This is a genomic window from Methylobacterium sp. Leaf87 (assembly GCF_001422775.1).
GTDB lineage: Bacteria > Pseudomonadota > Alphaproteobacteria > Rhizobiales > Beijerinckiaceae > Methylobacterium.
Genome location: NZ_LMMI01000034.1, coordinates 21,110 through 47,350, shown reverse-complemented (window position 1 = coordinate 47,350; position 26,241 = coordinate 21,110). Strand labels below are relative to the sequence as shown.

Annotated in this window: 23 protein-coding genes; 14 read left to right on the top strand and 9 right to left on the bottom strand. The window is 72.4% G+C overall.

What is annotated here, in order from left to right:
• Positions 1-132 precede the first annotated feature (132 nt).
• The 3 genes from rplM to ASF22_RS15060 all read left to right on the top strand — a co-directional run bounded on the left by rplM (position 133) and on the right by ASF22_RS15060 (position 1,417).
• Positions 133-606: a 50S ribosomal protein L13 gene (rplM, locus tag ASF22_RS15070; protein WP_056171592.1), complete on the top strand. Its 474-nt coding sequence runs from the start codon at positions 133-135 to the stop codon at positions 604-606.
• A gap of 2 nt (positions 607-608) precedes the next feature.
• Positions 609-1,088 carry a 30S ribosomal protein S9 gene (gene rpsI, locus ASF22_RS15065; protein ID WP_056171590.1) on the top strand — a complete coding sequence of 160 codons (480 nt, stop codon included), beginning with the start codon at positions 609-611 and terminating at the stop codon, positions 1,086-1,088.
• 77 nt (positions 1,089-1,165) lie between these two features.
• Positions 1,166-1,417 (top strand): hypothetical protein, encoded by a 252-nt coding sequence (locus ASF22_RS15060; RefSeq protein ID WP_056265813.1) that lies wholly within the window; start codon positions 1,166-1,168, stop codon positions 1,415-1,417.
• Positions 1,418-1,423: 6 nt separating this feature from the next.
• Here ASF22_RS15060 and ASF22_RS15055 read toward each other — a convergent pair whose 3' ends face one another.
• The 3 genes from ASF22_RS15055 to glp form a co-directional block, all read right to left on the bottom strand.
• The gene (locus ASF22_RS15055) at positions 1,424-4,450 is read right to left on the bottom strand and encodes a PAS domain S-box protein (protein WP_056265809.1); all 3,027 of its coding nucleotides are present in this window, start codon (positions 4,448-4,450) and stop codon (positions 1,424-1,426) included.
• On the bottom strand, positions 4,443-5,138 hold the full coding sequence (locus tag ASF22_RS15050; protein ID WP_056266142.1) for a TerC family protein: 696 nt from the start codon (positions 5,136-5,138) through the stop codon (positions 4,443-4,445). The genes ASF22_RS15055 and ASF22_RS15050 overlap by 8 nt, the downstream gene beginning before the upstream one ends.
• 521 nt (positions 5,139-5,659) lie before the next feature.
• On the bottom strand, positions 5,660-6,910 hold the full coding sequence (gene glp, locus ASF22_RS15045; RefSeq protein WP_056265806.1) for a gephyrin-like molybdotransferase Glp: 1,251 nt from the start codon (positions 6,908-6,910) through the stop codon (positions 5,660-5,662).
• 158 nt (positions 6,911-7,068) lie between these two features.
• On the opposite strand from glp, the gene otnI reads away from it, so the two are divergent.
• A complete protein-coding gene (gene otnI, locus ASF22_RS15040) occupies positions 7,069-7,860 on the top strand; it encodes a 2-oxo-tetronate isomerase (protein ID WP_056265804.1) in 792 nt (263 codons plus the stop codon).
• A gap of 34 nt (positions 7,861-7,894) precedes the next feature.
• Here otnI and ASF22_RS15035 read toward each other — a convergent pair whose 3' ends face one another.
• The 3 genes from ASF22_RS15035 to tssH form a co-directional block, all read right to left on the bottom strand.
• Complete coding sequence (locus ASF22_RS15035) at positions 7,895-8,908, bottom strand: LysM peptidoglycan-binding domain-containing protein (RefSeq protein ID WP_156647765.1); 1,014 nt, start codon at positions 8,906-8,908, stop codon at positions 7,895-7,897.
• 116 nt (positions 8,909-9,024) lie between these two features.
• Positions 9,025-9,501 carry a type VI secretion system tube protein Hcp gene (locus tag ASF22_RS15030; RefSeq protein ID WP_056171580.1) on the bottom strand — a complete coding sequence of 159 codons (477 nt, stop codon included), beginning with the start codon at positions 9,499-9,501 and terminating at the stop codon, positions 9,025-9,027.
• Positions 9,502-9,567: 66 nt separating this feature from the next.
• Positions 9,568-12,234, bottom strand: coding sequence for a type VI secretion system ATPase TssH (tssH, locus tag ASF22_RS15025; RefSeq protein WP_082483742.1), 2,667 nt, complete (start codon positions 12,232-12,234; stop codon positions 9,568-9,570).
• A gap of 243 nt (positions 12,235-12,477) precedes the next feature.
• Here tssH and tssA point away from each other — a divergent pair, with 243 nt between their 5' ends.
• The 6 genes from tssA to tssE all read left to right on the top strand — a co-directional run bounded on the left by tssA (position 12,478) and on the right by tssE (position 18,444).
• The gene (gene tssA / locus ASF22_RS15020; protein WP_056265799.1) at positions 12,478-13,554 is read left to right on the top strand and encodes a type VI secretion system protein TssA; all 1,077 of its coding nucleotides are present in this window, start codon (positions 12,478-12,480) and stop codon (positions 13,552-13,554) included.
• A 120-nt stretch (positions 13,555-13,674) separates the two neighbouring features.
• Positions 13,675-14,211 (top strand): type VI secretion system contractile sheath small subunit, encoded by a 537-nt coding sequence (tssB, locus tag ASF22_RS15015; RefSeq protein ID WP_056171576.1) that lies wholly within the window; start codon positions 13,675-13,677, stop codon positions 14,209-14,211.
• 2 nt (positions 14,212-14,213) lie between these two features.
• Positions 14,214-15,707 (top strand): type VI secretion system contractile sheath large subunit, encoded by a 1,494-nt coding sequence (gene tssC, locus ASF22_RS15010; RefSeq protein WP_056265795.1) that lies wholly within the window; start codon positions 14,214-14,216, stop codon positions 15,705-15,707.
• A 7-nt stretch (positions 15,708-15,714) separates the two neighbouring features.
• Entirely contained in the window at positions 15,715-17,127 is a 1,413-nt protein-coding gene (tssC, locus tag ASF22_RS15005) for a type VI secretion system contractile sheath large subunit (protein WP_244474304.1), read from the top strand.
• 28 nt (positions 17,128-17,155) lie between these two features.
• On the top strand, positions 17,156-17,965 hold the full coding sequence (locus tag ASF22_RS23235) for a type VI secretion system accessory protein TagJ (RefSeq protein WP_156630068.1): 810 nt from the start codon (positions 17,156-17,158) through the stop codon (positions 17,963-17,965).
• A gap of 8 nt (positions 17,966-17,973) precedes the next feature.
• On the top strand, positions 17,974-18,444 hold the full coding sequence (gene tssE, locus ASF22_RS15000; RefSeq protein ID WP_056171572.1) for a type VI secretion system baseplate subunit TssE: 471 nt from the start codon (positions 17,974-17,976) through the stop codon (positions 18,442-18,444).
• 77 nt (positions 18,445-18,521) lie between these two features.
• Here tssE and ASF22_RS14995 read toward each other — a convergent pair whose 3' ends face one another.
• From ASF22_RS14995 to ASF22_RS25200, 3 genes are read right to left on the bottom strand one after another with little or no spacing between them, the layout of a single operon-like run.
• The gene (locus tag ASF22_RS14995; protein WP_056265793.1) at positions 18,522-19,106 is read right to left on the bottom strand and encodes a DUF882 domain-containing protein; all 585 of its coding nucleotides are present in this window, start codon (positions 19,104-19,106) and stop codon (positions 18,522-18,524) included.
• Positions 19,103-20,269, bottom strand: a complete 1,167-nt coding sequence (locus tag ASF22_RS25205; RefSeq protein ID WP_056265789.1) for a type IV secretory system conjugative DNA transfer family protein — start codon at positions 20,267-20,269, stop codon at positions 19,103-19,105. Before ASF22_RS25205 ends, ASF22_RS14995 begins: the two co-directional genes overlap by 4 nt.
• Positions 20,266-20,400: a hypothetical protein gene (locus ASF22_RS25200; RefSeq protein ID WP_277996057.1), complete on the bottom strand. Its 135-nt coding sequence runs from the start codon at positions 20,398-20,400 to the stop codon at positions 20,266-20,268. The genes ASF22_RS25205 and ASF22_RS25200 overlap by 4 nt, the downstream gene beginning before the upstream one ends.
• 296 nt (positions 20,401-20,696) lie before the next feature.
• Between ASF22_RS25200 and ASF22_RS14985 the strand changes: the two genes are divergently transcribed.
• From ASF22_RS14985 to tssK, 4 genes are all read left to right on the top strand, one after another.
• Complete coding sequence (locus ASF22_RS14985) at positions 20,697-21,914, top strand: DotH/IcmK family type IV secretion protein (RefSeq protein WP_156647762.1); 1,218 nt, start codon at positions 20,697-20,699, stop codon at positions 21,912-21,914.
• A gap of 103 nt (positions 21,915-22,017) precedes the next feature.
• Positions 22,018-23,397 carry a DotG/IcmE/VirB10 family protein gene (locus ASF22_RS14980; RefSeq protein WP_056265782.1) on the top strand — a complete coding sequence of 460 codons (1,380 nt, stop codon included), beginning with the start codon at positions 22,018-22,020 and terminating at the stop codon, positions 23,395-23,397.
• Positions 23,398-23,467: 70 nt separating this feature from the next.
• The gene (locus tag ASF22_RS14975) at positions 23,468-24,730 is read left to right on the top strand and encodes an FHA domain-containing protein (RefSeq protein ID WP_056265779.1); all 1,263 of its coding nucleotides are present in this window, start codon (positions 23,468-23,470) and stop codon (positions 24,728-24,730) included.
• A gap of 22 nt (positions 24,731-24,752) precedes the next feature.
• On the top strand, positions 24,753-26,090 hold the full coding sequence (gene tssK, locus ASF22_RS14970; RefSeq protein WP_056265776.1) for a type VI secretion system baseplate subunit TssK: 1,338 nt from the start codon (positions 24,753-24,755) through the stop codon (positions 26,088-26,090).
• The last annotated feature ends 151 nt before the right edge of the window (positions 26,091-26,241 follow it).

Here is a 26,241-nt window from a genome sequence, read left to right as displayed (position 1 = left end):
TCGCCATTTCGCAGCACAAAACCGCATCCGGGCTTGACGCGCCCGCCGTCACCCCCTAGAGACCGTGCCAACGCCGTCGCGTCCCGAACGCGGCGGCGCACCCTTTTCAAGATCAGACTGGAACGTCACGGGATGAGCAGCGCGCAAAAGACCTTTTCGCTGAAGCCCGCCGATGTCGACAAGAAGTGGATCATCGTCGATGCGGAGGGCCTGGTCGTCGGCCGGCTCGCCTCCATCATCGCGATGCGCCTGCGTGGCAAGCACAAGGCTTCGTACACGCCCCACGTCGATTGCGGCGACAACGTCATCGTCATCAACGCCGAGAAGGTGAAGTTCACCGGCCGCAAGCGCGAGCAGAAGGTGTACTACCACCACACCGGTTACCCGGGCGGCATCAAGGAGCGGACGGCGAAGTTCATCCTCGACGGCCGGTTCCCCGAGCGCGTGGTGGAGAAGGCCGTGGAGCGCATGCTCCCGCGCGGCCCGCTGTTCCGCGAGATCATGGGCAACCTCCGGGTCTACAAGGGCACCGAGCATCCCCACACCGCCCAGCAGCCGCAGGCGCTCGACGTCGGCAGCCTCAACCGCAAGAACGTGAGCGCTTGATCATGGCGACCCTTCAGTCCCTCTCCGACCTCACCCGCGGCAACGTCGAGAACCCCGAGGACGCCGCCCCGGTCCACGTGCAGAAGCTCGATGCCCAGGGCCGCGCCTACGCCACCGGCAAGCGCAAGGACGCGGTCGCCCGCGTCTGGATCAAGCCCGGCAACGGCACCGTCGTGGTCAACGGCCGCGCCGTCGAGGTGTACTTCGCCCGCCCCGTGCTGCGCATGATCCTGCGCCAGCCCCTCACCATCGCCAACCGCGTCGACCAGTACGACATCACCGTGACGGTGCATGGCGGCGGTCTCTCGGGTCAGGCCGGCGCCGTGCGCCACGGCCTGTCCAAGGCGCTGACCTACTACGAGCCCGAGCTGCGCTCGCCGCTCAAGCGCGAGGGCTTCCTCACCCGCGACAGCCGCGTGGTCGAGCGCAAGAAGTACGGCCGCAAGAAGGCCCGCCGCAGCTTCCAGTTCTCGAAGCGCTGATCGGCCCATATCGATCCTACGAAGAGGGCGGCGTCACAGCCGCCCTTTTTGCGTTCACTCAGCAGGAGCAGCCCGCGATGGCAAAACCCTTCCGGCGCGTCGAGGCCCCCGTGGCGAGCGCCGTCACCCTGTGCCTCGACCAGAAGGGCGGCGACGTGACGGGCGAGGTCAAGCTCGCCGACGGTCGGCTGTTCAGCACCACCGGGCCGCTCCCCGTGGCCGAGGCCTTCGGCATCGCCGTGCATGTGGCCAACGAGGGCAGCCTCGAGATCGTGGTGATCGATCCCGGCGCCGTGTGGAAGCCGTCCTGGGGCGTGCTCGAAGGGTAGGGCCCTTTACGGGCGCGCGTCCGGCCCGGATGCGCGCTGCGACAGCAGCCCGTCGATGGCGGAAAACAGCAGGGCCCAGTCCACGGGTTTGGCCACGTGGGCATCCATGCCGGCCGCCCGGCAGCGGGCGATCTCCTCCGCCATGGCGTTGGCGGTGAGCGCCACGATGGGCAGTCGCGCGCGGCCTTCGTCGGCCTCCGCCCGGCGGATCGCCCGCGTCGCCGCCAGACCGTCCTGGCCGGGCATCTGCACGTCCATGAGCACGAGGTCGAAGGGCGGCTCAGTCGCCACCGCGCTCACCGCCCGCTCGCCGTCGCCCACCACGGTCACGGCGTGGCCCTTCTGGCGCAGTACCGTGCCGATGATCTCCTGGTTGATGGGGTTGTCTTCCGCCAGCAGCAGCCGCCGCGCCAGGGGCGCCGGGGCCGTCAGCGCCGTCCGCCCGGTTCCGGCATCGGCCGCCTGCGCCAGGGGCAGGGGCACCGTGAACCAGAACGTCGAGCCCTCGCCCACCCGGCTGGTGGCGCCGATCTCGCCGCGCATGAGGCGCACGAGGCGGCGGCTGATGGCGAGGCCGAGGCCGGTGCCGCCGTATTGCCGCGAGATCGAGCCGTCGGCCTGCGAGAAGCGCTCGAACAGGTGGGGGAGGGCGTCGGCCGCGATGCCGATGCCGGTGTCGACCACCTCGATGGTGACGAGGGGCACGGCGCCGGTACCGCTGTGGCGCGCCCGCAGGGTGACGCTGCCGTCCGGGGTGAACTTGATGGCGTTGGTGGCGAGGTTCAGCACCACCTGGCGCAGGCGCGTCGGGTCGCCGATGAACCAGTCGGGCATCCCGGGGGGGACCTCGACGGAGATCGCCACGGACCGGCCCCGCACCACCTCGACGGAGAGTTCGCGGCACGCCTCCAGGAGGGCGCGCAGGCCGAAGGGCAGGGATTCGACGGTGAGCTGCCCGGCCTCGATCTTCGAGAAGTCGAGGATGTCGTTGACGATGGTCAGCAGCGAGCGGCCCGATTCCTGGGCGAGGCCGAGGAGGCGGGTCTGCGAGACGCTCAAGGTCGCCTCGCCCATGAGCAGATCGTGGACGCCCAGCATGCCGGTGAGCGGCGTGCGCAGCTCGTGGCTCATGTTGGCGAGGAACTCGGCCTTCACCCGCGCACCGGCTTCCGCCGCCACCTTGGCGCGCTCCAGGTCGGCTTCCTGGCGCTGGCGCTCGGTCACGTCCCGGATGGCGTGGATGATCTGGACGCCGTGCTCCTCGATGCGCCGGAACGCGGCCTCGACCCAGATGTCCGACCCGTCCTTGTGGCGCAGGCGATAGACCGCCGAGCCCGTGGGGCGCGCCGACGACAGGGCGTGCAGGGTCGCCGACAGGTTGGCGATGTCCTCCGGGTGGACGAGGGTGCGCAGGCCCGCCTCGTTGGCCTCGTCGACGGTGTAGCCGAGCATCGGCGTGACGGCGGGCGAGATGTAGAGGTGGCGCCCGCTCGGGTCTTCGAGGAGGATGAGGTCCGAGGCGTGGTCGGCGAGCAGCCGGTAGCGCGCCTCGCTGTCGCGCAGGCGGTCCTCGGCGAGGCGCCGCTCGGTGACGTCCGTGAGGGTCTGGACGTAGCCCTTGCCGCCGAGGATCGGCAGGGAGCGGATCTCGATGACGCTGCCGTCGACGCGACGCCGCTCGGAGCGCAGGTCCGTGGTGCGCCGCTCGCCGTCGAGGTGCCAGTGGGCCGGGTCCTGGATCAGGACGCCCCAAGCGCCCGTGGCGCGGCAATGCCGGCGCACGGCCCGGTAATCCGGGCGCCTGGCGATCATCTCGGGCGGCAGGCGCAGGATCTCCAGGGCGCGGTGGTTGGCCATGGGCACGGTGCCGTCGGCGGCGATCACCATCAGGCCCTGATCGATGCCCTCCAGGGTCGCCTCGAGGAGTTCGGACTTGTCGGCCAGCGCCCGCTCCACCTGCTTGCGGTCGGTGAGGTCGGCGAACACCCCGAACAGCGCATGGGTCGCCTCGGCGCCGCCCGCATCGGTCACCTGATAGACCCCGCGGGCGAACACCTCGCGCACGTCGCCGTCCGGCCGGACGATGCGCAGGCGGATCTCGAAGCCGGTCCGGTCGCGGATCGCGGCGGCGATGCAGGCCTCCACGCGCGCCCGGTCGTCGGGATGGTAGGCCTGGATCGCCGCCGCCAGGGTCGGCACGAAGGTTGCCGGATCGACGCCATGGATGCGGAACACCTCCTCCGACCAGGTCAGCGCGAAGCCGGGCAGGCCGATGAGCCAGTGGCCGACATGGGCGACCTCCTCGGCCATGCCGAGAAGGTGGGTCGCGGCGTGCGCCTCCGCCTCGGCGGCCTTCAGCCGCGTGGTGTCGCGCAGGGTGATGCAGACGAGCGCGGCGCCCTTCGCCCCCCGGAGGGGAACGTAGAGGGCATCCGTGCTGTCGAGGCCACCGAGGCGCAGGCTCCGCCCCTCGCTCCGCACCGGCAGGCCGGTGGCGACCGCGCGTTCGAGGTGCGGCCGCATGGCCTCGGCGTCCGCGCGTGAGAACACATCCGTGAAGGGCAGGTTTTCCGGGCAGGCCAGGCTTGCCGGGGAGGCCAAGCTTGCCGGGGAGGCCTGATCTCCGGGCTGGGCGAGGCGGCGGCGCGCGGCCGCGTTCGCCCGGATGAGGGTCGACCCGCCATCGGCGGCGACCGAGACGAGGAGCTGGAGATCCGGCGCCGCCTCGAAGGCGTCGAGGAAGCGGGCCTCGGCCGCGTCCGCCTCGGCCTTGAGCCGCCGGGTACGGCGTTCGGCCGCGATGGCGAGGCCGAGGAGGGCCGCCACCGACAGGCCGACGATCAGGGACGGGACGAAGCCACCGGCCAGCGCGAAGTCGAATCCGGCGACATTGACCACCGCCCGCTCGATCTCGGCCGTTCGGGCGAACTGCCAGCCGCCGAGCAACAGGATGGCGAGGGCAGCGGAGCCCGCCGCCCATGCGGCGGCGGAGAGGCGCGGACGATGGGGCGTGCCAGAGCGGTCTTCAGCCACGCTGCACCGCGTCGGCAGCCTGGGTCCGGCGCCGCGTGAGGAAGGCGGCGACGCCGATGACGAAGGCGGCGCAGGCCGCGGCCGCCCAGGTCGCGGCATGCGGCACCGCGGCGATCCGCTCGACCACGAAGGGGTCGGTGGCGATCATCTCGCCGGCGATCCAGCCGAGCAGGCCCGCGCCGGCCCAGACGATGGCGGGATACTTCTGGAGAAGGCGGCTGATGAGGGTGGCGCCCATGACGATGAGGGGAATCGACAGCAGCAGCCCGAACACGAACAGCTCCACATGCCCCTTGGCGGCGGCCGCGATGGCGACGACGTTGTCGAGGCTCATCACCGCATCCGCGATGGCGATGGTCCGAACCGCCCGCCACAGGGAGGTGCTCTCGTCCACCGTGTGGGCATCCTCGTCCTCGCCGAGCGCCAGCTTCACGGCGATCCAGACCAGCAGCACGCCGCCGACCACGCGCAGGAGCGGCACCGCAAGGAGCCAGGTGATCGCCAGGGCGAAGACGATGCGCAGGGCGACCGCCGTTCCGGCACCGAGCAGCATGCCGATGCGGCGCTGGCGCGGCGGCAGGGCCCGGCACGCCAGGGCGATGACCACGGCGTTGTCGCCGGAGAGCAGCAGGTCGATCCACACGATCTGCAGCACCGAGACGAGAAAGGGCGTGTCGAGGGTGATCATCGAAACCTTATGGGGCGTCGTCTGGCGGAAGCGAATGCCGTTCCGGGCGTGCGCCCGAACGGCGGACATGAGCCCGGTCTCGTACCGTCCCCGTGTGAAGTGCCTACTCGCGTGCCGTCGCGCCAGTGCTCCCTTACCGTCGCGGCTCGCGGATTCACACTTCTCGGCGCGACGCAGCCCTCACCCCAGCGGATTTCTGACGTGTCCGAGACCCGTCGAACGTCCGGGACGGCGTCGACGGTCCGGGCGCTTCGCCAGCCTCGGCCCGACGGGGACCTCGTCCACCCCGGTTGTCAGCCTGACGCCACACGGGCTGTGGCCTCGGTTCCTCGCGCGGATGACGCGGGCCGCCACGCCTTACAAGAGAGGGAGCGCCCTCGTGCCTCACGCTGGCGGAGGGCGGCTTCCGACGCGCGCCCGCGGGCCCGTGTCCGAACCCGGTGCCCTCCCGGGGGAGGGCGCCCGCACCCGATCCCGTGGCCGGGCGGGTCGTCCCCTCAACGCCGCCCGCGACGGCAAGCTCACGCGAGGCTCGTATGGGGATAGACCGCGATCCCGTCGCCCACGCGCACGGCGGTCAGGTCCTCGGACAAGAGGGCGAGGCCGTCGCTCGCCGCGAGGGACAACAAACCGCCCGCCGCCGCGCCCGCGGGCCGGACCGCCTCGAGGGTACCGTCGTCGGTTCGGCGCAGGCCGACGCGGAGGATTTCGCGCCGGCCGGCCTTCTTGGTGTGGTCGAAGGCGGCGCGGGCCGCGACCGCCAGGGGCGGGGGCGAGTCCCAGCCGCCGAGGCGGGCGAGGAGGGGGCGCACCACGAAGAGGAGGGTGACGTAGGCGGCCACGGGATTGCCCGGCAGGCCGACGAACGGCGTTCCGGCGATGTCCCCCATGGCGACGGGGCGCCCGGGTTTGATGGCGAGGCGCCAGAAATCGAGCCGCCCGACGGCCTCGATTGCGGGGCGGACGTGATCCTCCTCGCCGACGGAGACCCCGCCGGTGGTGATGAGACAATCGTGCCGGCCGGCTTCCGCCGCGAGGCGCGCGCCGAGGGTCTCGGGCCGGTCGCGCAAAATACCGAGATCGCGCACGTCGGCGCCGAGGCGGCGCAGCAGGGCGGCGAGCATCGGCCGGTTGGAATCGTGGATCGCGCCGGCCTCGAGGGCGGCCCCGGGCTCGGCGAGTTCGTCGCCCGTGGAGAACAGCCCCACCAGGAGGCGCCGGCGCACGTCGAGCCGGCCGTGGCCGGCGGCGACCGCGAGGGCGATGTCGGCCGGGGTCAGGCGGTGGCCCGCGGCGACGATGCGCTGGCCCGTGCCGACATCTTCGCCTTTCCGGCGGCAATTGGCTCCCGGTGCCAGACCGGCCGGCAGCACGATCTCGTCACCGGTGCGGCGGACATCCTCCTGCATGAACACCGTGTCGGTGCCCTCCGGCATCGGCGCGCCGGTGAAGATGCGGATGGCGGTGCCGGGGAGGGCAATGCCGGTCTGCCCGGCGGCGATGCGGCCCCGCACGGGCAGGCGGGTCTCGCCCGTGGCGGCGAGGTCGACGGCCCGCACGGCGTAGCCGTCGACGGCGGAATTGTCGAAGGGCGGCACGTCGCGGCGGGCGGTGAGCGCGTGCGCCGCCACCCGGCCGTCGGCCTCGCCGAGGCTCACGCTCTCGATGCCGGCGCGCACGGGGAGCGCGGCGACACGGGCCACGGCCTCGTCGAGGGACAGGGCGAGGGATCGTCCGCGACCCACGAGGCTGCTGTCGGTGAGTTGCGCCATGCCGCCGGACCCCGCTTCTCCGGCCCGAGCCCGAAGCGCGGACCGTTTCGGATCTGTACGCTGCCGGGCTAACCTGCCGACTCGCCAAGGGCAATGTGCGGGCACGCGGCCGGCCGGTTGCGAACGCCCTCTTCGAATGCCCGGGAGTGCCAGGACCCATGCCGCGCTTTGCCGCCAACCTCACCCTGATGTTCACCGAGGTGCCGTTCCTCGACCGGTTCGCCGCGGCGGCGCAGTCCGGCTTCACGGCGGTCGAGTGCCTGTTCCCCTATGGCCATCCGCCGGAGGCGATCGCCGACAGGCTCGCCCGGCACGGCCTGACCCTGGCCCTGTTCAACCTGCCGCCGGGCGATTGGGACGCGGGCGAGCGCGGCCTCGCGGCCTTGGCCGACCGGTTCACGGAGCTCCAGGCCGGCGTCGAGACGGCCTTGCCCTACGCCGCCGCCACGGGCGTCGCCCGGCTGCACCTCATGGCGGGCCTCGCCGACCCGCGCGACCCGGCGGCGCGGGACGCCTATCGCCGGGCCGTGGCATGGACCGCCGAACGGCTCGCCCGCGCGGGGCTCGACCTCGTGCTGGAGCCGATCAATCCCCGCAACATGCCGGGGTACTTCCTCGCTGATTTCGGGGCGGCGGCCGATCTCATCCGCGACCTCGCCCTGCCGAACCTCCGGCTCCAGTTCGACCTCTACCATTGCCAGATCCTGCACGGCGACGTGACCACCCGCCTGCGCGCCCTCCTGCCGCTGGTCGGCCACGTCCAGACCGCGAGCGTGCCCGCCCGCAACGAGCCCGGCACCGGCGAGATGAACGACGCGTTCCTGTTCGCCGAACTCGACCGCCTCGGCTACGCCGGCTTCGTCGGCTGCGAGTACAACCCCGCCGCCGGCACCGAGGCGGGCCTGGGCTGGTTCACCCCCTACCGGGCCGGGCAGATCGTGGGCGGGTGAGGCCGTCGTTCGCCCGCATCGCCGCGCGGCCGGATCAGCCGCCGATCCGCACCGGCGTGCGCGGCAGGGCCGCCGCGGCGAAACCGGCGGGCAGGCTGCGCCCGGCCACGGACGACCCGAGCATGGTCACGATGTCGGTGAGGCCGCCGCCCGGGGTCACGCACGCCTCCGACAGGATGGTTCCGACGAGCATCACCCCCGCGCTCGGCGCGGCGCTCGCCCAGGTCCAGGTCGACGGATCGTCGCCGCGCGCGCCCGTCGGGGCGGCCGCGCCCGCCGTGGCGCTCCGCGTCGCCCGCAACTCCACCGCGAGGGTGACGCCCTGACCCACGAAGGTGTGGTTGGCGATGCGGCCCCCGAAGTCCGGCAGGGTAATCTCCGCCGTCAGCACCGGCTCGCCGCGGGCGGTCACGCCCGGTGTCAGCCGGGCCTCGGGGGCTGCGACGGACGCCAGATCGAGCAGCGGCGCGTGGTAGCGCACCCGGGCGGCGCCGGCGTTCCAGCCCAGCCGGGTGCCGCGCGCGGCCAGGAGCCGCCCCAGCAGCATCGCCGACTGGGTCCGCGCCTGCGTCTCGGCGCTGCGAAGGCTGTAGTTCACCAGCGGGACAGGGCCGTTGCGCTGCAGCGCGATGGCGCCGCTGATCCGGAGCGTGGCGCCGAACGCTTCGCCCCGCACCGCGAGGCGCTCGTCCGCGAGGTGGAAGCCGTGGGCGAAATCATTGACCAGGGTCTCGGCCGCCACGTTCCGGGCCAAGCCGTCGGCGATCGGCCCGGCCGCGCTCCCCCCGCCGCGCACCCCCGGCGAGCGCGTCGCCTGGCTGGCGGGCGCCCTCCGCTGCGTCGCACGCTCCCGGCTGGCGGGCAGGAAGATGGCTTGGCCCGGAACCAGCCGGTCCGGGTTGACGAGGGGCCGCTCGGTCATCGCCAGGATGTCCGGGCGATTGTTGAACGCGTAGAGATCGGGCCAGCGGGCGGGATCGCCGTAATGCGCCTCGGCGACACGCCAGAGCGTGTCGCCCGCCTTCAGCACGTAGCGGACAGGCTTCATCGGGTTCCCCGTGTTGGTCCGCCGCCGCGCCACGGGGCGGGCGAAGGCCGGATCTCGATCCACCCGAGCCGCACGCTGGCGCGGCCCGGTTCCGATGCGGGTGTGGCCGCGGCCCGTTAGGACGAGCGGGCGGTGGCGAGGTCGTAGGAGGCGATCATGGGTGATTGCTGCGCGTTCTTGTCGTCGAACGGCGTGTACTTCACGTCCATCTTGGTGAAGTTCAGCGTCACGGTCTCCACCGGACGGTCGCCCGTGGTGCCGACGGTGTAGCCGGCGATCAGCGTGTTGTGCAGCGTGAACTCGATGTAGGTGTCGCCGGGGTTTCCGGTGGTGACGAGGTGGATCGTCGCCGTCTTGCCGTTGCGGCCTGAGCAGGCCTCCTGGAACAGCTTGGTGGTGGAGCTGTCGCTGACCTTGGTCAGGGTGACTTCGCTCACCGTCGGCTCAGAGGCTTCGCGGTTCGAGGCGGAGCCCGCGAAGGTGTTCATGTTGCGCGTCACGTTCCAGTGCAGCGACTCGATGTCCATCCAACGCTTGTGCGTCTCGTGGGTGGCGTCGCCCTGGATTCCGTCGATCTGCAGGTAAATCGGCATGGTTTGGGCCCTGTGTCTCGTGTGGAGCGGTGTGGGCGGCGTCGCCCGGGAACGTTCGCCGGCGCCTTAGAGGGGGCGACCGTGCGAGGGTGCGACCGGGGGCGTCGCGGCCCCGGCGGTTGCGGCGGGGGCCCCGTCGGCCGAGGCGGTGAACTGTCCGTGGGACGCCACGCCGAGGGCGATCTCCCGCGGCACGCGTCCGTCGAGGGCGTGTTCGAGGATCAGGTCGGACAAAGCCGGTAGGATCTCGCGGGTCAGGGTGCCCTCGATGGCCCGCGCGCCGATATCCGCCGCGAGGCAGCGGGCGACGATCCGCGCCTCGACCCCGTCGTCCCAGACCAGCCGGGTCCCGTGCGAGGCCGCCGCGCGCTCGCGCACCCGCTCGAGCTGGAGCCGCGCGATCCGCGCCAGGATCTCGGGCGTCAGGGGCCGGTAGGGCACGATGGTCACGCGCCCGAGGAACGCCGGCTTAAAATGGCGCAGGAGCTCGGGCCGGATCGCCTCCACCAGGGCTTCGCCCTCCGGCATCGTCTCCGGGTCGGCCGCCAGCGCGGCGAGGGTCTCGGACCCGGCATTGGCCGTCAGAATCACGGTGGTGTTGCGGAAATCGACGTCGCGGCCCTCGCCGTCGCGCAGGGAGCCCTTGTCGAAGACCTGGTAGAACACGTCCTGAACGCTCGGGTGCGCCTTCTCGACCTCGTCAAGGAGCAGGATGCCGTAGGGCCGGCGCCGGACCGCCTCGGTGAGGACGCCGCCCTCGCCGTAGCCGACGTAGCCCGGCGGTGCCCCGATCAGGGAGGAGACCTTATGCTCCTCCTTTAACTCCGACATGTTCACGACGGTCAGGCTCGCCTCGCCGCCGTGCAGCGCCTCGGCCAGCGCCAGGGCGGTCTCGGTCTTTCCGACGCCGCTGGTCCCGACCATGAGGAACACGCCCGGCGGCTTGCGCGGATCGGCGAGGCCGGCGGTGGCGGTCCGCGTCGCGGCCGCGATCGTCGCGAGCGCGGCGTCCTGCCCGGTCACCCGCCGTTTGAGGCGCTCTTCCAGGGATTGCGAGGCGAGGGCCGCGTCGCGCAGGAGCCGCCCGGCCGGAATCCCGGTCCAGCGCGCGATCACGGCGGCGACGGCCTCGCGGTCGACCTCCCGGTGGACGAGGGGGGCGTCGCCCTGCAGCGCCGCGAGGTCGGCCGTCAGGGCGGCGTGCCGCTCGGACACGCCCGGACGCGCGATCTCCCCGGGGGCCTCCAGGGCCTCGATCGCCGCGATCAGTTCCCGTTCCCGCCCGAGCCTGTCGCGGACGGCGGCGAGGCGCTCCTCCACGGCGGCGATGCGGGCGTCGAGTTCCCCCGACGATCCCGGCCCGCCGGTCCCGTCTCCCTTGGCCCCGTCCCCCTTGTCGCCGTCCCGGGCCCGCGAGATCCGCTCCGTCTCGAGGTATCGTGCCTCGGCCACGAGATCCTGCAGGGCGGCCGGGTCGGAGGAACGGCTGATCGCCACCGCGGCGGCGGCCGTGTCGAGCACGCTCACGGCCTTGTCGGGCAGCTGCCGCGCGGGCAGGTAGCGGGCCGACAAGCGCACGGCCTCGACGATGGCGGCGTCGCGGATCGTCACCCCGTGGTGGGCTTCGAGGACCGGCACGAGACCGCGCAGCATCCGCGCGGCGGTCTCCTCGACCGGCTCGTCGACCTTCACCACCTGGAACCGGCGGGTCAGGGCCGGGTCCCGCTCGATGTGGCGCTTGTATTCGGACCAGGTGGTGGCCGCGATCGACCGGACCTCGCCGCGGGCGAGGGCCGGCTTCAGGAGGTTCGCCGCATCGCTGCCGCCGGCCTGGTTGCCCGCGCCGATCAGCGTGTGCGCCTCGTCGATGAACAGGATGACGGGTGTCGGCGCCGCCTTGCAGGCGGCGATGACCGCCGTGAGCCGGCGTTCGAACTCGCCCTTCACGCCCGCGCCGGCCTGCAGCAGACCGAGATCGAGGGTACGGATGCACACGTCCGCCAGAGGAGCCGGAACCGCGCCGGCGGCGATCTGCAGGGCGAGCGCCTCGACGATGGCGGTCTTGCCGACCCCGGCCTCGCCCGTGAGGATCGGATTGTTCTGCCGCCGCCGCAGGAGGATGTCGATGACCTGGCGCAGCTCCGGCTCGCGCCCGATCACGGGATCGATCCGGCCCGCCCGGGCTTCGGCGGTGAGGTCCACCGTGTAGCGCTCGATCTCGGCGTCCTCGGGCGAACGGCCGTCGACCGGGGGGCCACCCGATTCTCGGACCGATGCCGGAACGGCCGCGGCCATGTCCGCCACCCGGCCCGGATCGACCCGAAGGGACGGGGCGATGTCCCGGACCGTGGCCCTGAGCGCGGTCGAGGTGGTCAGCGCCGAGACGAGGTCGGCCGCCGTGACCGTATCCCGGCCGTAGCGGAGGGAGGCCGTCAACCAGGCCTCCTCGATCCACCCGATCGTCGCCTGCGACAGGGAGGGGGCGCCGCCGCCGCTGCGGCGCATCCGATCCAGTGCATGGGCGACCTCGTTCGACACCGAGGCGGTCCGGCAGTCGAGTTCGCTCAAGAGATCGGTGAACGGTCGGCACCCGTCGACGAGGGCCAGCAGCCAGTGCTCGACCTCAACCGCACCGTGCTCGCGGGCGACCGCGAGGCCGACGGCCTTCTCCAGGGCCTGCCGAAGCGGCGGGTCCAGTCTTGCAACCACGACGTGAAGGTCGAATGTCGGCATGGGATCTCGTCTGCTCCGCCGCGCCGGACCATGAAGCCGCTGCGATCGCTGTCTTCGACTGGGGGTCAGCCTTGGTCGGGAAGGTGGAGTTCGAATTCTACTTGTGTCGTCAGGCTAGAGCGGCTCCGGCCAGTCGGATCCGAGCCGGGGTCCGCCGAACGCCCCGGGCGTCAGTTATTATAACTCTGCCGCGAGCGGTCAAGGCCTGTACAATCGTAGATAGATGCGCTTTATCGAGCGTCGATGCCGATCGATCTCGCCACCCTGTTGGAGCGTTTCAGTGGACCCGAGCCCGCCGGCTCGGATCTGAGGGCGAATCTCGGTTCGGACGCGCTGTACCTCCGGTTGAAGGATGCGCGGTCGCAGGCCCGCGCGGCGGAGCGCACCGCCGAGGCGTCGGGTGAGCCGACCTCGGTGCCCGCGGCCTGGACCACGGTCCGTCAGCTCGCCGCCGAGGCTTTGGCGAACCACAGCAAGGATCTGGAGGTCACCGCCTGGCTCACCGAGGCGCTCGTCCGGCAGGACGGCTTCTCCGGCCTGGCGCAGGGCTTCGCCCTGGTCGACGGGCTGATCGACCGGTACTGGCCCGACCTGCATTCGAACGACGAGGACGATGCGGAGGGCCGGCTCTCTCCCCTGGCCGGACTGAACGGCGTGGGCGGCGACGGGGTCCTGATTCAGCCGATCCGGATGATCTCGCTGCTTCCGAACCACGCCTACGGCGCGAACGCCCTCTGGCACATGCAGCGCTCGGGGCGGGAGGCCGACCGGTCCGGCCAGGATTTCCTGGAGGCGCGGGCGGCGGCGGGCTCCGAGGCCCTGCGCGCCCATGCCGACATGGCCCGCGCGGCCTACGAGGCGTTTCAGCGCATGAGCGCGACCCTCGATGCCTTCTGCGGCGCCGACGCGCCGCCATTGTCCAACATCCGCACGGTTCTGGAGGACGTCCTCGACGTCTACCGGAGGATGCTCGGCGAATCCTGGTACGGCCCGGCCGCGACCGTGGCCGTGCCGGTGCCGCAGGACGCCCCCGATCCGGCGCCCGCTCCCGACGGGCCGGCCGCTCGCCCGGCCCCGAAGGGCGTACGGACCGAGATCGCGACGCGGGACGAGGCCTTCGACGAGCTCCTTCGGATCGCCGCCTATTTCCGCCGGGCCGAGCCGCACTCGCCGATATCCTACGCCCTCGAGACCATCGTGCGGCGCGGCCGGATGAGCCTCCTCGATCTGCTCTCCGAGCTGATCCCGGATGCGGCGGGCCGGGTTCAGTTCCTCCGACAGGCCGGAATCGAATCCGGTGCCGAAAGGCCCGTGCCGTGAGGTCGTCCAGGTCCGACATTCCGGCCGGTTCGGCTCCGCCACGGATCGTCGCGCGCGGATCGCCGCGGCGCTCCCGCTGCCCAGATCGCCGTCCCGGCTCCAGCACAGGAAGAGGTCCGCGTGTCCAGCATTCATGAGAAGCTCGAACGCGTGCGCAAGCCGCGCGTCCATATCAAGTACGAGGTCGAGACCGAAGGGGCCCTGATCGAGAAGGAGCTTCCCTTCGTCGTCGGCGTGCTGGGTGATTTCACCGGCAATCCGGCGGAGCCGCTCAAGCCGTTCCGGGAACGCAAGTTCGTCCAGATCGACCGGGACAATTTCGACGAGGTCATGGCGCGCATGGCGCCCGGCCTCAACCTGCTCGTCGACAACACGCTCGCCGACGACGGAACGCAGATGGCGCTGAAGCTGCGCTTCAACAAGCTCGACGACTTCGAGCCCGCCGCCATCGTCAGGCAGGTGCCGGCCCTGGCCAAGCTGTTCGAGACCCGCAACGAATTGCGCGATCTGATGACCAAGGCCGACCGATCCGAGGATCTCGAGCTCCTGCTCGAACGCATCCTGCAGGACAACGGCGAACTGCGCCGCCTCGTCGGCGAACTCGACCGCGAGGCACCCGGCTCGCCGCCGACCCACACCCCCGACGGAGCTCTCTGACGATGTCGCGATCCGCCGATCCCCGCACCCTCCCGACCACGGAATCGGTCACGGGCTCCACCAGCCTGCTCGATACGGCCATCGCGGCGACGAAGCAGACGGAGCCGGACCGGACCGAGGGCCTGTTGCGCACCCTCACGCAGACCGCCCTCGCGGGCACCGTGAGTTTCGACCGCAACCTCACCGTCACCCTGACCCGGGCCATCGCGGAGATCGACGCGCGGATCTCGCGCCAGCTCGCGGCGGTGATGCACGATCCCGAGTTCCTCAAGCTGGAAGGATCGTGGCGCGGCCTGAAGTACCTCGTCCACAACAGCGAGACGTCGGCCAACCTCAAGATCCGCGTGCTCAACGTCTCGAAGCGCGAGCTCGGCAAGGATCTGCTCAAGGCGACGGAGTTCGACCAGAGCCAGATCTTCAAGGCGATCTACGAGAACGAGTTCGGCACCCCCGGCGGCGAGCCGTACGGCGCGCTCATCGGCAACTACGAGTTCTCGAACCACTTCGAGGACATCGAGATGCTGCAGGGGCTCTCGGGCGTGGCGGGTGCCGCGTTCGCGCCTTTCATCGCCGCCGCGAGCCCGAAGCTGTTCGGCTTCGAGGATTTCCGCGATCTCGCCCGGCCGCGCGACCTCGAGAAGATCTTCGACACGGTGGAATACGCCAAGTGGCGCTCCTACCGAGATTCGCCGGATTCACGCTTCGTCACCCTGACCATGCCGCGCGTCCTCGCGCGGTTGCCCTACGGCCGCGAGACCCGCTCCGTCGACGAGTTCGATTTCGAGGAGACGCCCGGCGGGCTCGTCGGCGAGCGCAAATCCCTCACCCACGCGCAGTATTGCTGGTCGAATGCCGCGTTCGTCCTCGGCGCCCGCCTGACCGATGCCTTCGCCAAGACCAGCTGGGCCACCGCCATCCGCGGCGCCGAGAGCGGCGGCAAGGTCGAATCCCTGCCGATGCACGTCTTCCAGAGCGACGACGGCGACCTCGACCTCAAATGCCCCACCGAGGTCGGCATCACCGACCGGCGCGACGCCGAACTCGGCAAGCTCGGGTTCCTGCCGCTCTGCCACTACAAGAACACCGATTACGCCGTGTTCTTCGGCGCGCAGACAACCCACAAGGCCGAGAAGTACGATCGCCCGGAGGCGACGTCCAACGCCGCGATCTCGTCCCGGCTGCCCTACATCATGGCCACCGCGCGCTTCGCGCACTACCTGAAGGTCATCGCCCGCGACAAGATCGGCTCCTTCATGGAGGCCGAGGACTGCGAGAAGTGGCTCAACCGCTGGATCGGCAACTACGTCAACGCCAACGACGACGCCGGCGCGGAGATGAAGGCCCGCTATCCCCTGCGCGAGGCCAAGGTCGAGGTCCAGGAAATCCCCGGCCGCCCCGGCTCCTACAACGCCATCACGTGGATGCGGCCCTGGCTGCAGATGGAGGAGCTCACGACCTCCCTGCGCATGGTGGCCCGCATCCCGCGGCAGGGCTGATCGCCCGGTGCTCGACGCGGACCGCGCACAGCCCGCATCGTCCTTCGGGGGGATGGGGCAGGCGGCCCCGTCCGATGGCGCGGCCGCGCGCAGGCAGGCCGACCGCCTCGTCGCGCTGATCGACCGCGCGCTCAACACGTCCGTCAACGCGATCCTGCATCATGCCGAGTTCCAGGCGTTCGAGGCACGCTGGCGCGGCCTCGCCTACCTGGTCGGGGTGGCGGCCGAGACGGGCGACGTCCAGGTCAAACTGCTCTCGGTGTCCTGGCGCGACCTGTGCCGGGATTTCGAGCGGGCGGTCGAGTTCGATCAGAGCCGGCTGTTCGAGCTCGTCTACGCGCAGGAATTCGGCATGCCGGGGGGCGAGCCGTTCGGGCTGCTGCTCGGTGATTATGCGGTCGGCCACCGCTTCGATCCCGTCGATCGCACCGACGACATCGCCGCGCTCAAGGGCATCGCCGGCGTGGCGGCCGCGGCCTTCGCGCCGTTCCTCACCGCATTGCGGCCCGAAACCCTCGCGGTCGACGCCTTCACGGACCTCGACGGGCTGCCGCAGCTCGGCGGCGCCTTCGACGGGCCCGACTTCCTCCGCTGGAAGAGCCTGCGCGAGACGGAGGATTGCCGGTTCCTCGGCGTCCTGGCGCCGCGCGTGCTCATGCGCCGGCCGCACCGCGCCCACCATCGCGGCCGGGTGGACGGCTTCCCGTTCGAGGAGGATGTGCGGGCCGATGGCCACGCCCTCCTGTGGGGCAGCCCGATCTACGCCTTCGCCCGGGTCGTCCTGCGCGCCTTCGGACTGTCGGGCTGGTTCGCGGACCTGCGCGGCGCCCCGCAGGACCAGGATGGCGGCGGCCTCGTCACCGACCTGCCGACGCTCTCCTTCGGCACCGATCGGCCGGGCCTCGCCGCGCAGCCCCCCGTGGAGATCCGCCTCACCGCCAGCCAGGAACGCCAGCTATCGGACCAGGGCATCATCCCGGTGGGCTGGGTGCCGTTCACGGCCTCCCTGGTGTTCAACGCCAACCCGTCCCTGCATCGGCCGCCCCACAGCCTGGGCGCCGCGGCCGAGGAGAACGCCCGGCTCGCCGCCATGCTGCAATACGTGCTCTGCGCCGCGCGCTTCGCCCATACGCTCAAGGTGATGATGCGCGATCAGGTCGGGCGCCTCGGCGACGCCCCCGCGGTGGAGCGCTTGATCGTCGACTGGCTCGCCCGGTACCGCCTGGGCAACGACACCGCCGCTCCGGAGCTCAAGGCGCGCTACCCCCTGCGCGACGCCGGCGTCGAGGTTCGCGAGATTCCCGGCCGTCCCGGCGTGCTCGGGTGCACCCTGCGCCTGCAGCCGCATTTCCAGCTCGACGACGTCGCGGCGAGCTTCCAGCTCGTCGCCGAGGTCACCACCGCACAGAGCGGCGCGTGACGCCGTTTCCCCCGCCAGAGGCCTGACCATGACCACGACCGACGACGCGCCGACCGGTCTCGCCGACCTCCTCGACGCCGGGCGCCTCGACGATGCGATCGCGGTCGCCTCGCAGGGCGTGAAGGCCCGGCCGACGCAGGCCGCGGCGCGCCTCGCCCTGGCCGAACTGCTGGTGCTCGCTGGCGCCCTCGACCGGGCCGAAGCGCAGCTTCAGGTCGCCATGGAACACGCGCCGGCCGAGGCGACGGCCCTCGTCGCCATGCGCCACCTGCTACGGGCCGCCGTGGCGCGGGAGGCCTGGCACCACCAGGGCGCCCTCCCGGATTTCATCGACGGCCCGACCGCGCGTCAGGGGGAGGCGATGCGGTTGGCCCTCGCCGTGCGGGCGGGCGATGCCGCGGCCGCCGAGGCTGCACGCCTCGCCCTCGAGGCGATGCCGCCGATTCTGGCCGCCGTCGACGCGGGCGCGATGCAGGAGGTCCGCGACGTGTGCGACCTGTCTCAGGCCGGATTCGAGGCGCTGACGCTCGCCGGGCGCTACCTCTGGCTCGCGCCGGAGCGGGTCGAGAGCCTGGTGTTCGCGCCGCCCCGGCGCCCGACCGACCTGCTCTGGCGCCGGGCCGAGGCGCGCCTCGTGGACGGCCGCGAGACCACCTTCCTCGTCCTGGCGCAGTATCACGATCCGGAGGCCGGCGAGGCGGCGCGTCTCGCCCGCGAGACCGCCTGGATCGACCTGCCCGGCGGCACGGTGCGGGGGCGCGGCCAGCGCGTCTGGCTCGTCGGCGAGGCGGTGCGCGAGTTCCTGAGCCTCGGCCGCGTCGCCTTCGCGCCGCGCTGAGCCGCGGCATGCGCCTCCAGGCCTCCCTCCTCGATCGGCTGATCGACGACGAGCCCGAGCGGGCGGCGGACCCGCCGCGGGCGCGGAGCGACGCGCTGCGCCGCATCCGCGAGGGCTTCCGGCGCGACCTCGAATCGCTCCTCAACACCCGCCGGAGGCCCACGACCCTGCCGGCGGCCTTCACCGCCCTGCGCGGAGCGCTGCCCGGCTACGGCGTCGAGGATTTCGTCGGCGCGCCGCTCGCCACGGCCGAGCAGCGCACTGACCTCGCCCGCGCCCTCGAAGCCACCATCAAGGCGTTCGAGCCACGGTTCCACTCCGTGCGGGTGAGCGTCGTCAAGGGCCGCGATCCCCTCGAACGCCTGCTGCGCATCCGCATCGAGGCCGTCGCGCACCTCGGCGCCGGCCCGGAGCCGGTCGCCTTCGAGACCTCGCTCGACCCGGCGATCCGGAGTTTCGCCGTGGAGAGCCCGCACTGAGGGGAATGGGTGTCGCGTGATCGCGGGCGCCGGGGCGACCGACGGCCCGCGCCGCGGAAGAACCACTCCGCCCCCGCTCAGGGCGACGGCTCCGGCGGCTTCCTGGCTTCGCCGCCCCAGCTGCGGCGGGTCCAGACATCGAGATGGGTGAAGCTGTCGTAGAGGCCGATGCCGCCGTCCGAGACGAAGGAGGCCGCGAGGGCGACGGCGCGGGGAGCGTACCCCTTCACCTGCACGTCGGCGGCATAGCCATAGACGTGCATCGACTGGCGCGCCGCGTTCTCCAGGGCGGCGTTGTGGGCCGGGGTCCGGTAGCCGCTGGTCACCAGGAGGGGGAGCGGGGCGCCGTGGACCGCCGCCATGCTCGACTGGACCGAGGCGAGGAGGTCGAACAGGCGCGGCTCCATCCAGACCGCCCGTTCGTCGTCGCGGATGTCGCGCATGAACCATGACAGCAGGAGGATCTGCGCGCGGTCGTAGGCGCCGGATGGGTCCCGAAACCGGCTGACGATCTCCGAGCCGTCGGCGCGGCGCAGCCAGAGACGGTCACGGCCGTTGGGCCGGTCACGCAGGGACGCGAGGGCGTCGGCATAGGCGGCGTCGCCCGGCCACGCTCCGGCGAGGAGACCGCCCAGGACGGTGCGGCGCGCGAAGCGCCTCAACGGAAGGCGGCGGGGGCTGCGGCGCGAAACCGGGGGCTCACCTGCAGGCTGACGACGCGCTCGCCCACGAAGGCGCGTGCGCCGTCCGCCGCCACGCGCACCCGGCGGGCCGACGTTCCGACCACGGGCAGGCTGACGGCGCCGCTGCGGGCGAGGTCGTGATAGCGGCCCATCCCAGCATGGTCCCGCTCGAGGCGGTCGAGGTTGGCGGTGAAGCTGGCGCGCGCCTCGGCGATCCCGACCGCGACGCCGGATTCGAAGGCGATCCCCCAGACGCCCTCCTCGGCGCCGCCCTCGGGCCGGACCTCGGAGGCCGATGGCGGCAGCGTCGGCGGCACGCCCGTGTTGTAGAGGTAGTCGCGCCAGCCCGGAGGCGCGAGGGCGAGGCGGGCCGGCCGCACGATCTCGAAGGCGCCCAGGGTGAGGTAGAGCCGCCGGTCGTCGGCCCGCTCCCCGAGGCGGCGCAGCTCGACGATGACGGGCGGCACCAGGGTACGGTCGATCATCAGGCGCGCGAAATCGTAGCGCCGTTCGAGGGCCGCGCCGTAGGCGCCGTCGAGTTCGGCGTTGATCCGGGCCGTCTCGTCCGCGAAGCCCTGGCGCACGCCGACGCCGCGGGCCGCCTGGGCGATCACCTGCTGGCGGATGTCGCCGTTCTTCGAGCGCAGGCCGCCGTAGCGGCCGTAGACCGGCGAGCCCGGATCCTGCAGTAATTCGTAGCTGGTGTCCGGATCGGGCGCGGGAAGCATCGCGGCGCCGCCGCCGCCCGGCGATCCGCCACCGCCGGATCCTCCTCCCTGGCCGCCGCCGCCCTGACCGCCCCCTTGACCGCCCCCTTGACCGCCCCCTTGGCCACCGCCGAGCAGACCCTGCATCTGCGTCGCGCCGGCGCGGCTCGGCACGTTCGGGCTCCCCTGCGACTGGGTGATCTGGTTCAGGGCGGGATTGGTGGCGGGGTAGGGCGATCCGTAGCCGGGATACGGGGGAGGATAGAAGCCGCCGTACCCGGCCGGAGCCCCGTAGGGATAGGACGCGGGGGCGAAGGCGCCGGGCACGAAAGGGGCCGCGGCTTGGGTCGCCGCGAGGATCGGATTCACCTGAGCGGTCGCGGCGACCGGAGCGAGCGACACCGTCGCGGCGAGGAGCGGACGAACGAGCCTCATAGACCGCGCCGGCCCATCTCGTCCTTGAGGAAGATTTGCGTGCTCTCGGGCGAGCCCGTGCCGCCTGTCGAGGAACAGGCCTGAAGGCCGAGGGCCGACGCAACCAGGACGAGAAGGCGTAGCGACTTCATATCCGGTCTCCCTGTGATAACCAGAAGTTGTCATCTCCGTTCGGAAGCGCCCGCGTCAATCCGCTTCGGCGGGTCCGCTGGTGATTGCCCGGCCCCTGTGTCCGGGGGAGCACAGAACCGAAGCACGGTCCCGGGCGCCCTGCGATTTTCAGGCGTTCCCGCTCCGCCGAGTTGTTGCCGAAAACCCGGGGTGTGGCAGGAATGGCATTGCGTTTCGGCGCCGAAGCACGGCAGGTGAGCCGATCCCGCCACAACCGAGGGGTGGTGACGTGCGTGAGGCGAAGAGGCTTTCGGGCTTGATCAGCAGGAAATTTTCGCCACCCCTGGTGGTGTGGCTCTGCGTTCTGGCGCCGTGCGGAGCGGCGCCGGCCCTGGCGCAGGCGCGTGCCGCGACCCAGGTGGCGCAGGCCGAACCCGCCCGCCCGGTCGCGGGCGAGGCTCCCGCGCCGCCCTCGGCTTCTGGGCCCTCCTCGGCTTCTACGCACCCCGGCCCGGCCCCCCAGGCGCAGCGGGCCGCGACGCCTCCGCCGCCGCGCGAGCTCACGCCGGCCGAGGTCTCCGCGCTCCAGAGCGCCATGACCGACCGGTCGGGCGGTGCGATCCTCACCCCCGGGAACATCGGAGCGATCCGAAACCGAATCATCGATGCGCAGAGCGCCGCCATGGCGTCGGGCTACTCGGACGAGCCGCCGCCCAAGGTCCGGCCGAAGCTGATGAGCATCCAGCCTCAGGTCGACATGGCGGCGCCCCAGGTCGTGCACCTCGCCTTCGGGATGGTCACGCCGATCACGATCCTCGACGGTGGCGGCCATCCCTGGCCGATCACCGCGACCGCCTACGACCCGCGCATGTTCGCCGTCGACGGCGGCGGCTGCGGCGGCCAAGCCGTGGCGCCGGCCGAGCGCCCCAGCACCATCCACATCATGCCCTGCCGGGTCTCCACCTACGGCAACATCTCGATCACCATCGAGAACTACCCCCTGCCGATCGTGCTGATCGTGCGCAGCGGCGGACGCGGGATCGAGACCGTGGACCTGCCCGTCGCCATCACGGTGCGCGGGCGCGGCGCCTCGGCCGCCGGCCGGGCGCCGGACGCCGAGGCCGCGTCCACCGCGGCGGCGAGCCGGCTCCTCCGGGAGGGGCCCGTCAACGCCCGGCACACGGCGCTCGTGGCCGCCGCCGCGGGGGCGGATGCCGGCCCCGCGCGCCTCGTCTCGACCCGGGTTCGGCGCGCGGGCGGCCCGCCGGACCCCGACCGGCTGATGGACGATTTCGGCACCGGCGTCCCGCCCCGCTCCGCCCTGCGCCTGCGGGTCGACGACCCCGTGGTGTCGGCCTGGAGCTACGGCGGGCGGCTCTACGTGCGCGGACCCGTCGTCGTCGTGAACCCGGTTCAGGACGCCATGGCCCAGACCACGGATGGTTTGCGGGTCTGGCGCTTCGACCGGCCGGTGCCGCGCCTTCTCGTGACCGATGCCGAGGGCCGCGAGCGCGCCGTCACCATCGCGTACTGATTCCGTTCGCCGGACCGGGACCGCCTCGGATCGGCCGCATGCCGTGCGACCCCGTCCGCGTGTCTCCGCCCTGGTGACCCCGCCCTCGTGACTAGGTGAAACGATGCCATCCCTCGTCCTGGCCTTCGGTTTCGGTGCGGCTCTGGCCGGCGCGACACCCGACGCCACCCTGCTGATCCGCGTCCAGGCCGAGGCGCCCGCCGGCACCGTGCAGGCGCCCACCGGCCCTGTCCAGGCGCCCGCCGGCCCTGTCCAGGCGCCCGCCAGTCCTACCCAGTCGTCGGCCAGTCCCGTCCAGCCGCCGCCCCAGGCGGCGATGCCGTTCACGCAAGGGTCGCTGCCGGGGCAGGCGCCGGCCGCACCGAGCGTCGTCTACCAGGGCCCCCCCGGCCAGGCGCTCTCGGACCCGGCGATCGAGGCGCGGATCAACGCTCAGATCGAGGCGCTGATGGCGCCCCCGAGCGGCGGCTTCACCCTGCAGCGCTACGGGCGGGCCGAGGGAGCGGGCGGCGGTGGGATCTCCGGTGCCGGCCCGACCCGCAGCGGCGGATCGCCCGCACCAAGCGGCGGCACACCGATCCAGCAGGCGAACTACCCGCAGGCGGGGGCACAGCCGGGCGGCTTCGGCGGCGGCGGCGGCCAGTCCGGGTCTCCGGGCGGCTCCGCTGGGCCGGGCGGCGCCCCGGGGCCGGCGGGCTATGGCGGCGGTTCGCAAGGCCAGGGCGGTTATCCGGGCCAGAATGCTTATCCGGGGCAGGGGGGATATCCGGGGCAGGGGGGATATCCGGGGCAGGCCGGTCCGAACGGCCAGTTCGGGGGGGCGCCGGTCCGGCGCTACGCCGTCGCGCGTGCCGGCGACACGGTCTACGCGTCCCTCGACCAGGGCTTCAATTCCGACGATCCGCAGGCGCCGATCTTCGCCACGATCTACGATGTCGACGGGGCGCAGCGGCCCGGCCCCCTGCACGGCGTCCGCCTGATCGGCCAGATCGTCTACAGCAGCAACCAGGCGGCGATCCAGTTCAGCCAAATGGTCCTCAACGACGGGCGCCAGTTCCCCCTGAAGGCCTATGCGATCTCGGCCCGCGACGCGCGCACGGGCGTCTCGAACGATGTCGACCAGCACGTCTTCGAACGCTACGCCGGCCTGTTCGCGGGGGCGCTGATCCAGGGCGCCGGCCAGGCCGGCCAACTCCTGCTGCAGGGAAACCGCAACATCGCCATCGACCCGGGCACGGGCCTCGCGGTCTCCTCGCAGGGCGGGGGCATCCGCACGCAGGCCGCCATCGGCGCGCTCCTGCCCCTGGGCCAGGCCGCCACCGCCATCGGCGCGCAGAACTTCAACAAGCCGGCCACCATCGCGGGCGCCCCGGGCCTGGGCATCGGCGTCGTCTTCCTCGAGCCGCCGGCCCTACCGCGCGACGCAGTCTACGGCTCGGGCCGAAGCGAGCGGGACACCCGCGTCCGGATGCGGGCGAACTAGCGGTGCGGGCGGGGAATCGCAGGATTCGGGGGTTCACGAAACGGGGGCTCCGGCGGAGCCTCATGGGACGATGACGTTCACCTTGCGCGTCCTGCAGACGCCCGCGGGCGTTCCGGGGATCGACCCGCGGCGCCTCGAACCGTCCGCCTGTCCGTTCGCCATCGGCCGGACGCCGGACAACGACTGGATCCTCGCCGATCCCGACCGCCACATCTCCAAAGTGCATTGCCGGATCGAGAACGGACCCGATGGCCTGTACCTCGTGGACCTGTCGAGCAACGGGGTGTTCTTCGCCGCCGAGACGCGCCCCGTCGGACGGGACCAGCGGCGCCTCCTCGGGCCGGGCGACGTCTTCCGCATCGGAGATTATCGCATCGCCCTCGATCGGACCGCCGACGCGACCCTGCCCGACCCGCGCGGCGGGACGGACCGGATCGCGCCCGGCACCGCCGAGGGCGTGACCGGGATCCTCGCCGGTACGAGCGAGGCGAGCGAGGGCCGCGCCGCGCGCAGCCTCGGCGGCAGCGCCAGCGACTGGCTCTCGACCCTGCCGGGCGGGGCCGTCGATGCGCAGGTCGTGCAGCCCTTCGGCTGGCAGGCTCCGCCCGCGACGTCCCTGACGGACGAGCCCGAGGCCATGCTGCAGCCGTTGAGCGACTTCGCCAGCCGCAGCGAGCACCTCTCGCCGGTGAGCGAGGCGCTGCAGCTCGGCGGCGTCCGGGCGATCCTGCCGGCCGACTGGGATCTGGGCGACGATGCGCCGCCCGCGTCGGGCGGCGCCGCGGGACCCGACTGGGGCGATGCGCAGGCCGCCCTGGTGGAAGGCGCCGGCCTCGGCGGCCTGATGCCGGAGGGCGTCGCGCCCGCCCGCGACCGCGCCGCGATGGTCCGCAGCGGGCAGATCCTGCGTCGCCTCATCGACGTCCTCGCCGCCCTCGAGGCGGTGCATCGCACCGCCGAACGCGACCTCGGCCTGTCCGACCGGGAGACGTCGGGGGCCGACCTGCCCTCGCTGTTCGCCGCCGCCCTCGCGACGGGGGATGCCGGGGCGACGGACGAACTCACCGGCCGCCTCGCCCGCCTCGCCCAGGCGAGTCGTGCCCTCGGCCTCTCCGTCGGCGAGGCCGCCGCCGATCTCGGCGCGCAGATCCAGCCCGAATTCCTCGAGGACGCGGCCCGCGAGCGGACCCGCCTCGCCGTGGGTCCGCTCCTGCGCGCCGCCTCGTGGGACCGCTACGTCGCCCTTCACGCCAACCTCTGCGGCGCACCCGACGCCCCCGCGGCCGACGTCGTGCTGACGCCGCTGCGTCGGGCCTACGCCCGCAGGACCTGACAGAGCCCCGGAGCCCCGATCCATGCTGAGCGAGAACCGTGTGGTCTGGTCGGAGGGCATGTTCCTCCGCGTCCAGCACTTCCAGCAGGCGGACCGCTGGACGGAACGCTTCGTGCGCGGCCTGACGCGGGACCTCGCGCCCTATCCCTGGGGCTTCTCGGACATCGGCATCAATCGCGAGACCCTCGGCGCCGGGCGCTTCGCGGTCGCGCACGCCCGGGGCATCTTCCCCGATGGAACCCCCTTCGAAGCGCCCGGCGACGCCGACCTCCCGCCGCCCCTCGAATTGCTGCCCGGCACCCGCGACGTCACGATCTACCTCGCGATTCCCATGCGCCAGCCGGGAAGTCCCGAGATCGGCGCCGAGCGCCGCGAGGACGCCGCCACCCGCCTGCGGCGGACCGCCTACGACGCGCCGGACGCCAACGGCGACAGCTTCACGAGCGCGAGCCTCGAAGTGGGGCGCCTGCGCCTCGCCTATGCCCCGTCGAACGGACCGCTCGCGGGCACGGAACGCCTCGCCGTCGCCCGGGTGGTCGAGGTCCGCTCCGACCTCAGCATCGTCCTCGACGACCGGTTCATCGCGCCCTGCCTCAACTGCGCCGCGCAGGCGCCCCTGGCCGCCCTCGTCAACGAGCTGCAAGGTCTCGTCTCGCATCGGGCCGAAGCCATCGCGGCCCGGATCGCCGACCCGACGGTGCGCGGCACCGCCGAGGTCGCCGACTTCCTGCTCCTCCAGGCCCTGAACCGGGCCGATCCGCCCCTGCGCCACGCGGCGGCCCAGGCGGGTCGTCTGCCGCCGGAGGCGTTCTACGGCTTCTGCCTCGCCCTGGCGGGCGAACTCGCGACCTTCACGGCGCCCTCGAAGCGCGCCACGCGCTTTCCCGACTATTCCCACGAGGATCTGGCGGCGACGTTCGCGGCGGTCTTCTCCGACCTGCGGGCGGCGCTCTCCGCACTCCTGGATCAGGTGGCCGTGCCCATCGACCTGCAGGAGCGCCGCCACGGCGTGCGGGTAGGCGCGATCAACGACCGCTCCCTGCTGCTCGGCGCCGGGTTCGTCCTCGCCGTGCGCGCTAACATGCCGGCCGAGAGCCTGCGGCGGTCCTTGCCGAACCAGGTCAAGATCGGTCCCGTCGAGCAGATCGCCCAGCTCGTCAACGTCGCCCTGCCGGGCATCGCGGTCAGGCCCCTGGCCGTCGCGCCGCGCCAGCTCCCCTATCGCGGCGGCACGGTCTACTTCGAGCTCGACACCACCGGCCCGCTCTGGCGGGAACTCGAGCATTCGAGTGCGGTCGCCATCCACCTCGCCGGCAATTTCCCCGATCTCGAACTCGAACTGTGGGCGATCAAGGGCTGAGCACGAAACACGCAAACGGTGTCTGTTCGGTTTTATGCGATCCTCGGTAGAATTTCTCTTGGGACGGGCGGTGGTTCTGGCGCAGTGTCGCGGGTGACCTCGGCCGTGCGCGGAGCGGTCGGCCGCGGCCCTCGCCCGCGGGCCGTCGCGA